Raw genomic sequence first — 9,756 nt, 5'->3', positions numbered from 1 at the left:
GCACGCGGTCTTGGTTTTTGATATCAAGCGCGCTGGCAGGCTCGTCCAAAAACAGCACGTCGCTGCTGCTAGCTAGGGCTCTAGCAAAGAGCACGAGCTGCCTCTGCCCGCCGCTAAGGGCGTTAAAGCTGCGCTTTTGCAGATGGGCGACGCCTAGCGTATCCAGAGCGTCAAGGCAGATTTGAATATCCTTTTTGCCCGGTTTTGAAAAGAGCGAGATTTCGCGTACCCGCCCCATCAGTACGATGTCAAGCACGCTGTAATCAAACGCGACGTTAAAGCTTTGAGGCAAGAAAGCAAATTTTGCCTTGCGCACGATCTCGCCTTCTTTAGGCTGTAAAATCCCCATCATACACGACATTAGCGTGCTTTTACCTTGCCCGTTTAAGCCCAAAATCGCTAATGTTTGAGAGCTGGCAAGCTCGAAGTTTAAGTTGCGAAAGCAGAATTTTTCCGCCTCGTAGTAAAAGCCAGCATTTTTTACCTCAATTAGATTTTGCATTTTTGGCACTCCTTTTTAGAAGTAGGGCAAAGATCGGGCTTCCGATGAGAGCGGATAGAATTCCTAAAGGAATTTCGGCGCTACTTAGCGAGCGAGATAGATCGTCGATTGCCAGCATAAAGATCGCTCCTGCAATGAAGCAGGCAGGCATTAGCTTCACGTGGTCGCTGCCCGCGATGAGCCTGGTGGCGTGCGGCACTACAAGACCTACCCAGCCGATATTTCCGCTGACGCTAACTTGTACGGCGATCAGAGCAGTGCAAAGCGCTAGGATCGTGCAGCGCAGAAACTTAACGTCCACGCCTAGCACGCGCAAATCATCATCATTTAGGCTGAGTAGATTAAACCGCCATCTCAGCGCGATTAAGACTGCAGAAGCGGGCAGGGCGATCGCGCACATCAAAATTACTTTATCGTATCCTGCGCTTACGAAGCTTCCTAGTAGCCAAAAGACGATATTAGGCAGCACTTCCTCATCGTCTGCTAGATACTGCACTAAGCTCGTAAGTGCGGCAAATACGCCGTTAATGACTATACCTGCTAAAATGAGCGAGAAAATATCGGCGCGTGCTACGAATTTTGCCAAAAGATAGAGCAAAAATAGCGCCGCAAGCCCGAAGCAAAATGCAAACCCCGCAAGCCATAAGCCGCTAAATCCTAGCAAAATACAAAGCGCGCCGCCGAATGCCGCTGCAGTGCTAACGCCTACGATGTGCGGGCCAACGAGCGGGTTTTTAAATACCGCCTGTAAGCTCAAACCCGCGATAGCAAGCGCTCCACCGCAAAGGCTGGAGAGTAGAATGCGCGGAATTCTAACATCCATCATCACACTTTTGGCGGCTTCATCGCCGCCTCCGCTAAAGAGAATTTTAAAAATTTCTTCTAACGGTATATGAAACTGCCCACTAGCGAGCGAGATTATCGCCAGCACTACCCAAATGAGAAGCAGGATTAGGTTCAGCATTATTTTTGATATTTGACGCGGTAAAATTTCTCGTAGAATTCCTCTACTTTTTTATCAAAGTTTGCGTCCTTAAAATTTTGCGGATAAAGTTTCATCGCAAGCCATTCCTCACCAAGCGCCATTGCTTCGGCAGTCGGATGACCCCAGGCTTTAACGAATTCGGGCATTAGATAAATTCTATCCTCTTTCACGGCGCTAAGACCTTTTAGCGCAGGGTTTGCCTTAAGTTCGGCAGGTACTTGAGGATAGCGGTTTTGCACTAAGATAATCTGCGGATTCCATGCTAAAATTTGCTCCGGCGAAACCTGTTTGTAGCCCTTTATATCTGCAGCGGCGACGTTCGTCGCACCCGCTCTTGCTAACATTACGCCAGTATATTTGCCGCTACCGTAGGTCGTAAGATCAGGATTTGCCATATAAACTCTAGGTCTTTTATCTACGATAAAATTACTAAATTTGGCATTTAAATCAGCTTGTGATTTTTTAACGAAATCTATTAGTTCAGCGGCATCCTTTTCGTGATTGCTTAGTTCGCCTAGAATTTTAACCCCCTCGTAAAAGCCCTCATCGTAAGCAGCGAAGCTATCGCGCTCATCTTTAAAGGTCGGATTTAGCTTAGCTTTTTCCTCTTGTGCAGAGCTGAAAAATGAAATACCTATGACTGGGATTTTCAACTCCTCCATTTTAGCGATATATTCTTTAGGGAAGTAGTTTACTACTACGACCGCATCGGGCTTTAGACTAAGCAGAGCTTCGTAATTGACATCTTTGATATCGCCTGGATTAGGTAGGTTTTTAAAACTCGGTGCCAAACGATTATACTCTTTGCCTAGGCGTTGCTCCCAGCTTTTTAGGATGCCTACGACCTTATCTTGGGCGTTGATTTCGTTTAAGACATTGAGTGCTTCGTGGTGTAGCACGACGATACGATTTACTTGATCCGGGATCGTGACCTTGCGGCCGAGCTGATCGGTAATCGTGCGATCTGCAAAAGCCAGGCTAGCGCAAAGCGCTGCACCAAGAAGGATTGAGTGAAGTTTAAGCATTTTTTCTCCTTGAAAATTCCGCAAAATATGCGGGATTAGAATAGCGGAATTATAGCTGATCGGTATAAAATCCAGATAAATTTTTATATAAATTTCATTTTGTCGCGCGGGAGGGGGATTTCAGATGCTTTCGTAGGGCAGAATTTTGTGATTTTACGCAGAATTTTGCTAGTAAAAATTTTTGCCCTTTTCCTCTAGGCTCACAGGATACTGCCCGATACCCAGCGAAACCGATTGGATTTTATGATCTATTTTGCTGGCGTCGTCCATAAATTTTTATTCCAAAGCTCCGCGCCTGAAATTCCTTTAATCCTAATCCAAGCGATAAGTTCTAAAATTTCAGATAAAAGGATTACCGCGAGTACCATGTACGCTGTAGTTGCACTACTCATTTCTGGCAGTTTAATAAACGAATTGATGATTTCTACAAGCACTAAACATATAAAATATAACCACGCGTAAGCATAAAAAATTTTACTCTTAGTGGCTTCTCCTAAGTAGCAATATACTATTGCCGGTGCTATGGTGTCGATAATCTTAAACGCTGTAATCGTTACATACCAAATGGTAACAAATTGCGTATCTTTAATCTCCATAGAGTGATTAAGTCCTATAGCCATAGCCGCTAAAATGCAATAGAATGCCTCCACGAAAGAACCGCCTTGCTCGTGTAAGGTATAATCTAGAGTCTCCAAGCTCACAATATTATTATTCATAGAGTATGGTAAAGGCGAAATAAATACGATAGTCCAAAGCACTCGGGCGATAAAGTTAATTAAATACGCCCTAAAGACCTTACTATCGGAGATATCAGAGATCATTTTGGTCGCGGAGAGCTTAAAGACCATCGAAGTAAAAATCACGGCGACGATTGCGGCTGCGGCGGCAAAAAATCCTCTCATCGTAATATCGTGCAAAAACTCGCAACAAGCCCAAATGATCAGGTAGCAGCAGATCGATAAAACCCTAGAGGTTATGCCGCGGAATTTTATGGCGTCTAAAGTGTTGCGATTCATTTTTTGCCTTTGGATTTTTAAAATTTATGGCGGATTATACTTGCGGGGTTTGAAATTTAGATAAATTTAGAACCGCCCGCGTTGCTGAATTTTAAAATTTCGCGTCGATTTTAGAATTTTGCGACATTTAGACGCCGGTTTTTAAAGGACGTGTAGTGCAGAGATTAAATACAGCGCGCATAAATAAAAAAGGTGTGGCGATCAAATAAATTCCTGCTTGTTGATAGCTCAAAAAGCCGCGCAGAGGGGAGGGCGCGTGCGGAGTTTAACAAGAAATTTAATCCGTGCAGATTTGTAGATTTGTCATAAAGGCCGTAGCTCTCAAAGGGCAAATTTAACAATCTGCGGGCGGATGCAAAACAGAGCGTAATAAAAATTGTAGTGCGAAGTAGTTTTAAAATTTTAATGCAACAAGCGGATTGGTTAATCAACAAACCATATAGAAAACTCGCATTGACAAATCGATAAACTTATATATGTGACAAACAATGATGAAAGACACTGCTATCCCCATAATATTAGTTATTTTATATTGAAAACTATAATTTTCAAGTAAAAATTCAATACAAAATTCACGTATAATTCTATGAATAATTTCATGTATTTTTGACGCATATAGATATATTTGAATTGGGTGGAAATGAAATTCTGCTTATGGCAAGAGCAAGAGTTTAAATTTGAAATATGAGAAGCTATCGCGCCAAGACGAGTGCCCTCTTTTATTCAATAACCAGGCGCATCAGATACATATCTTCGCCGTCGATCACGCTGATTTCGGAGCTTTTGCAGCGCGGGCAAGAAAAGTCGTTCTGCGTCAAATCCCCGCTAAAACCGCAGTTTTTACATTTTACGACGATTTCTTGGGTATGGATGATGAGATCCGCATTTTCGCAGACGGTACCTGCGCGAAAGACTTCGTAGCAGTTTTGCAAATAATGCGCTTCCACGCCGCTTAGCCGCCCCATTTTTACGTGCAGTTCCCTTATCTGCGGACTTTTTGCGATAGGTGTATCACAAAGCGTCTGCGGATTTGCATCCAAATTTTTATAAAAATCACCGTTTTTGCTGTTCGAGTCCGTATCCGCAACGCCCGTATTTTCGGTATTCTCGGTGCCTATGTCGGTATTTGCGAAATCCGTATTTTCATTGGCGGTATTGGCGATGTTACAGCGATTTTTATCGCCTTGCTGCGCCGCGCCTTTTTTCTTTGCTATTTCGGCGTTTAGCGCCTTTTCGCATAGCGCCACAAGATCCGCTACGATCGATAGTTCATGCATTTTTACCTCTAAATTTTACGATCTCGCCGTATTTTGTGCGAAATTTTGTTGTAAATTTAAAAATACGCCTAAAATTTAGGCATAAATTTGTGTGTAAATTTAACAAATCCTCGGCAGCAACTCGCCCTTTGGAAGCTCCAAAAAACGCTGCGAGCCGTAGGCGTTTTGCAAAATTACTCGCCCTTTTGCCGAATACGGAGCTTGAAATTGCCCCGCCCTATTTTCTGACACCGCGTCCGCGTCGCTCGCGCCCGCAAATTCGCCCTGTGCGCTAAGTCCAGGCGTCAAAGTGCTACTGAATTCGCCTCCACCGTGCCCTACTTCGCGTACCTCGCCGATGATCGCGGCGTTTACGTCAAATTCTCGCAGTATCTTAAGCGCCCTATCCGCCTCGGCGTCATCTTCTACGATCGCTACGAAAGTACCTTCGTTTGCGAGCTCGTATGGCTCAAAGCCCAGCAGCTCACACACACCTACTACTTCGTCGCTGATTTTGATATCCTCTTCGCGCACCAAAAATTCAAGCCCGCTGGAGCTTGCAAATTCGTTCAAAACTGCGCTGAGCCCGCCACGCGTCGCATCTCGCATCGCTTGAATCCCTACGCCTTGCAAGATCAGCTTTTCGACCGCAGCGCAAAGCGGTTTGCAGTCGCTTTGCAGCTCGCTGCTTAGCGCGATCTCGTCGCGCGCCGCGAGTATCACCGCCCCGTGCCGCCCGATGTCGCCGCTAAGCAGGATTTTTGCGCCCGCTTTGATGTTTTGCACGCGCGCAGGTCGCAAAACACGGCCGATGCCGCTAGTGTTGATGAAAATTTTATCGCATTTGCCGCACGGCACGACCTTTGTATCGCCGCAAACGATACGAACGCCGCAGCTTTGCGCGGTGCTCGCCATCGAGTCCAAAATGCGTCGCAGCTCACTTAGGCTAAGCCCCTCCTCGATGATGAGCGCGCAGCTTAAAAACAGCGGTTTCGCGCCCACCATCGCAAGGTCGTTGACGGTGCCGCAAACGGCGATCTTGCCGATATCGCCGCCGTTAAAAAATAGAGGCGTAACGACGAAACTATCGGTGCTGAAAGCTAGCTCGCCGCCGAAACTCGCAGAATTCAAAGCAGAACTCGGCGCCGTGCGGTCAAAATCCACCCCGGCGTCTAAATTTAGTATCGCGCTGTCGTTATTGGCACGCAAAATTTCATTATCAAACGCTGCAAATATCGTCTCGTTGATGAGCCTATTCATCTCCTCGCCGCCGCCGCCGTGGCTTAAAAGTATAGTTTCGTTCAAATTTTTCCTTTTTATTTGGTTTTAAATTCGGTTTTAAATTTAAAGCCCGTATTCCGCAGTCGAACGAGCCGTGCCGCTACGGCGCCGCGCAAAATTTCAAATTAAATTTTAGCCCGACGTTTTTTCTTTGGTTAAAATTTTAAAGCATAACTTATTTTTAAATTTTACGCTCTGCCAGCCGGATACCGCGCGCAAAATTTAGCCCGCGTTTTTGACGTCGCCGTATTTATAGTACGCCGCGCACGCCCCTTCGCTTGAGACCATGCACGATCCTATCGGGTTTTGCGGCGTGCAGCGTTTGCCGAAAACCTTGCAATCATAGGGGCTTTTTTTGCCGCGTAAAATTTCGCCGCAGATACAGGCCTTGCTCTCAGGAGCGCTCTGTACGCTGCAATCAAACTGCACCCTGGCATCCAGCGCCGCGTACTGCGGGCGCAACTTCATGCCGCTTTTTGGAATTTCGCCGAGCCCTCGCCACGGAAAATCGCAAATTTCAAAATATTTATCTATTAAATTTTGCGCTTTTTGGTTTCCGTCCTCTTTTACGACGCGCTCGTATTCGTTGAAAACCTCGTAGGTGCCGGCGTTTTGCTGCTCTACCAAATTTAATACACCCGCCATTATATCAAGCGGCTCAAATCCGCTTACGGCTATCGGTTTTTTGTAATCCCGCGCAATGCTTTCGTAGACCTTCGCGCCGGTAATCACGCTTACGTGGCTAGGCCCTAAAAACGCATCGATCTGCACGTCCGCGTCGTCTAAGATCGCTCGCACGGGCGCGGGCACCGTGACGTGATTGATGTGAAAAAAGAGATTTTTTAGCCCCAAGCTTAGCGCTTTATCGATAAGCACGGCGCTCATCGGCGTCGTCGTCTCAAAGCCGATCGCAAAAAATATCACCGTTTTTTGCGGATTTTCCTGCGCGATCTTTATGCAATCAAGCGGGCTATAAAGCGCTCTGATGTCGTGCCCCTCGCTGCGCAGCTTCTGCAAGCTCGTGCGAGAGCCGGGCACGCGCAGCATGTCTGCTAGAGTGCAAAAAATACTCTGCGGCATCGCGGCGAGCTTGATCGCCTCGTCGATGCGACTGCGCGGCATCACGCACACCGGACAGCCGGGGCCGTGGATAAATTTAATATTTTTGCCGACCAGGCTCGGAAGGCCAAATTTCATGATCGAGTGCGTGTGTCCACCGCAAATCTCCATGATGTTTAGCGGCCTTTTGCTTTTGGAAATTATCAGCTTGCTAAGCGCTAAAATCAGCTCCTTATCCCTAAAATCCTTGATTAGATCCATTATTTACCTTAAATTTTATGGGTTTGCAAGTCGCTTTAGTTTTCTGCGCCGGTTCGCGGCTCTATGCTTTCATACACGGAGCTCTCTTCCGCCCTCATCTGCTTTGCGATTTGCTCGTAAATTTCGATACTCTCCTTCGCTCGCTGCGTATCGATCTTCTCCATCGCAAAGCCAACGTGGATCAGCACATATTCCCCGACCGCCGCGGGCTCGGGGAGCAGATCCAAGCTCACGCCGCGGCGCACGCCCAGAGTCTCCACGGTCGCGAAATTATTTTCGTCGATTGAGATAATTTTTGAAGGGATTGAAAGACACATTAACGAAATTCCTTCTTGTATTGTAGGAATTTCAGCCATTTCTCCACGCCTTCGCCGCTTTTGCTATCAAGCGCGATGACGTCGGCTTTCGGATTGAGTTTGTGTACCTCGCGCACCACCTCCTCCATATCGAAGTCAAAATGCGGTAGCAGCGCGGTTTTAGTGATTACGACGCAGTCTGCGCGGCGAAATATCACGGGGTATTTTGCGATTTTGTCGCTGCCCTCGGGCACGCTTAGAAGCACTACGTTTAGGTGCGCGCCTACGTCGAATGCTGCAGGACAGACGAGGTTACCGACGTTTTCTATAAAAACCAGATCTAAATTTTTAGTATCGATGTGATGAAGCCCCTCGTGAACCATAAAGGCATCCAGATGGCAGGTTTCGCCGGTGCTGATCTGATGCGCCTGCGCGCCCGCTTTTATGATGCGATCGGCGTCGCGGTTGGTCTCTAAATCGCCCTCGATGACGCCGATTTTAAATTTGCCGCTTTTGATAGTCGCCTCAAGCAGCGTCGTCTTGCCGCTACCGGGGCTACTCATCAAATTCAAGCATAAAATTTTATCCTCGTCAAAATGGGCTCTGTTGTGAGCGGCCTCCTCGTCGTTGGCGCTTAAAATTTTACTCATCACTTCGATCGTCTTGGCGTCGCTAATAGCGACATTTGCGTGGGCGTGATCGTGCGCGTCGTGCTCATGATCGATCCTTGCTTCGTGCATATGAGCGTGGGAGTGGACGGTGCCGTCCGCGTGGGTGTGGACATGCTCGTGTGTCATATCTGCGTGCGAATGGGTGCCCGCTTCGTGAGTGTGACCGATGGAACAGCCGCAATCTTTACACATTTTTTCTCCTTGGATAATAAATTTTGCGCGTAAAATACCACGTTTTTGCTTTAAACGGCGTAAATTTGATAAATTTTATATCGAAGTACGGAATTTTATGAAATTTAATGAGGATTGAAATTTACGCGCTTTAGTTTTATCTAAATTTCGTGCGCTGTTTACGAAGGCTGCCGCAAATTTTAAAGCTAGCGAGCAAAGACGCTGTTTTAAATTTAATCACCTGCTCACAGATTGCAAAGCTGCACTCTCTAAATTTAGACCTCGCAGCTCATAACGGCTCAAAATAAACTAAAGATCGCCGTAGATAGAAGCGCTAAATTCAGGGCTTGCGAGTAGATTTGATCCCGGCACTCTACAATCTCGCGCGTGCTCTACGGCGTGGCGAACATCAACGCGGCGGTCGTTTTTATGCCGATTTACGCGGATTCGGCTTTACAAATACGGCACGAAAGCGGCACCTATAAAATTTAGTCGCGAGCTGCTGCGCCGGTTTCGTGCCTGCGCGTAAATTTAAACCCGCAGCAAGAATGCTTTTTGATTAAAATTTATAAAATTTTGCGCTCGCCGTGTAAATTTAAACAAATTTTATTTGCACGCCTTGCGCAACCGCACTGCCCGAATTCGCTACTCGATCGAGAATCGCGCTTCGTAACCTATAAAAATCGCGCAACCGCTGCGTTTAAATTTAAAAGCGCATAAATTTAGCGCGACGCGCTGTTTTTAAAAATGCTCAAAAGCCCTACGCCTCGGTGATTACCGCGTTTACGAGCTTGGAAAATTTCACCCCTTTTAGCGCGCCGATTTTGGCGCTGAGCCGCTCGATCTTTGAAATTTTATCCCGCATCGTGATCTCCTCGAAGCAGTGGCGCTCGTCGATGTGGAAGTGGCTGGTGCTGACGATGGTGACGTTTGCGTGGTGCTCGATCTCTACGAGCTGCTCGATCAAATCGCTTTGGTGATGATCGTAAGCGATGCAAAGCACGCCCACGCAGTCATCCTCGCCATCTCCGTGAAGCACGCCCTCGACCATCTTTTCGCGTATGAGATCGCGGATAAACTCGCTGCGGCTTAGGTATTGCTTGGCGCGCACCATCTCATCGAGATCCTCAAAAAGCTTCGTCGGCAGCGAAATGCTAAATCTTACGGCGCTCTCTTTTTCCTCTTTTTTCATAGCTCCCCTCATTTCGCGTATTTTGAACGTAATTTTACCGA

At 46.9% G+C, this 9,756-nt stretch carries 10 protein-coding genes; all 10 read right to left on the bottom strand.

The window, feature by feature from the left end:
- The coding region (locus tag Q0369_RS06175; RefSeq protein WP_298097418.1) for an ABC transporter ATP-binding protein at positions 1 to 502 on the bottom strand (502 nt) is incomplete at its 3' end.
- Positions 486 to 1,466 carry an iron ABC transporter permease gene (locus Q0369_RS06170; protein ID WP_298097415.1) on the bottom strand — a complete coding sequence of 327 codons (981 nt, stop codon included), beginning with the start codon at positions 1,464 to 1,466 and terminating at the stop codon, positions 486 to 488. The genes Q0369_RS06170 and Q0369_RS06175, both read right to left, overlap by 17 nt.
- Complete coding sequence (locus tag Q0369_RS06165; RefSeq protein WP_297924443.1) at positions 1,466 to 2,512, bottom strand: ABC transporter substrate-binding protein; 1,047 nt, start codon at positions 2,510 to 2,512, stop codon at positions 1,466 to 1,468. Before Q0369_RS06165 ends, Q0369_RS06170 begins: the two co-directional genes overlap by 1 nt.
- 248 nt (positions 2,513 to 2,760) lie before the next feature.
- Positions 2,761 to 3,528: a hypothetical protein gene (locus Q0369_RS06160; protein WP_298097412.1), complete on the bottom strand. Its 768-nt coding sequence runs from the start codon at positions 3,526 to 3,528 to the stop codon at positions 2,761 to 2,763.
- A gap of 719 nt (positions 3,529 to 4,247) precedes the next feature.
- Positions 4,248 to 4,805: a hydrogenase maturation nickel metallochaperone HypA gene (locus Q0369_RS06155; protein WP_298097409.1), complete on the bottom strand. Its 558-nt coding sequence runs from the start codon at positions 4,803 to 4,805 to the stop codon at positions 4,248 to 4,250.
- Between the two features lie 99 nt (positions 4,806 to 4,904).
- A complete protein-coding gene (gene hypE / locus Q0369_RS06150) occupies positions 4,905 to 6,089 on the bottom strand; it encodes a hydrogenase expression/formation protein HypE (RefSeq protein ID WP_298097406.1) in 1,185 nt (394 codons plus the stop codon).
- Between the two features lie 198 nt (positions 6,090 to 6,287).
- Positions 6,288 to 7,385, bottom strand: a complete 1,098-nt coding sequence (gene hypD / locus Q0369_RS06145) for a hydrogenase formation protein HypD (protein ID WP_298097403.1) — start codon at positions 7,383 to 7,385, stop codon at positions 6,288 to 6,290.
- A 35-nt stretch (positions 7,386 to 7,420) separates the two neighbouring features.
- Positions 7,421 to 7,702, bottom strand: a complete 282-nt coding sequence (locus Q0369_RS06140) for a HypC/HybG/HupF family hydrogenase formation chaperone (RefSeq protein ID WP_297943439.1) — start codon at positions 7,700 to 7,702, stop codon at positions 7,421 to 7,423.
- Positions 7,702 to 8,544: a hydrogenase nickel incorporation protein HypB gene (gene hypB, locus Q0369_RS06135; RefSeq protein WP_298097400.1), complete on the bottom strand. Its 843-nt coding sequence runs from the start codon at positions 8,542 to 8,544 to the stop codon at positions 7,702 to 7,704. Before hypB ends, Q0369_RS06140 begins: the two co-directional genes overlap by 1 nt.
- A 739-nt stretch (positions 8,545 to 9,283) precedes the next feature.
- Complete coding sequence (gene nikR / locus Q0369_RS06130) at positions 9,284 to 9,715, bottom strand: nickel-responsive transcriptional regulator NikR (RefSeq protein WP_297943443.1); 432 nt, start codon at positions 9,713 to 9,715, stop codon at positions 9,284 to 9,286.
- Between the last annotated feature and the right edge of the window lie 41 nt (positions 9,716 to 9,756).

Origin of the sequence: uncultured Campylobacter sp. (assembly GCF_938030685.1) — a bacterium.
GTDB lineage: Bacteria > Campylobacterota > Campylobacteria > Campylobacterales > Campylobacteraceae > Campylobacter_B.
The sequence above is the reverse complement of the archived record's forward strand: the minus strand, read 5'-3'. Positions and strand labels throughout refer to the sequence as shown.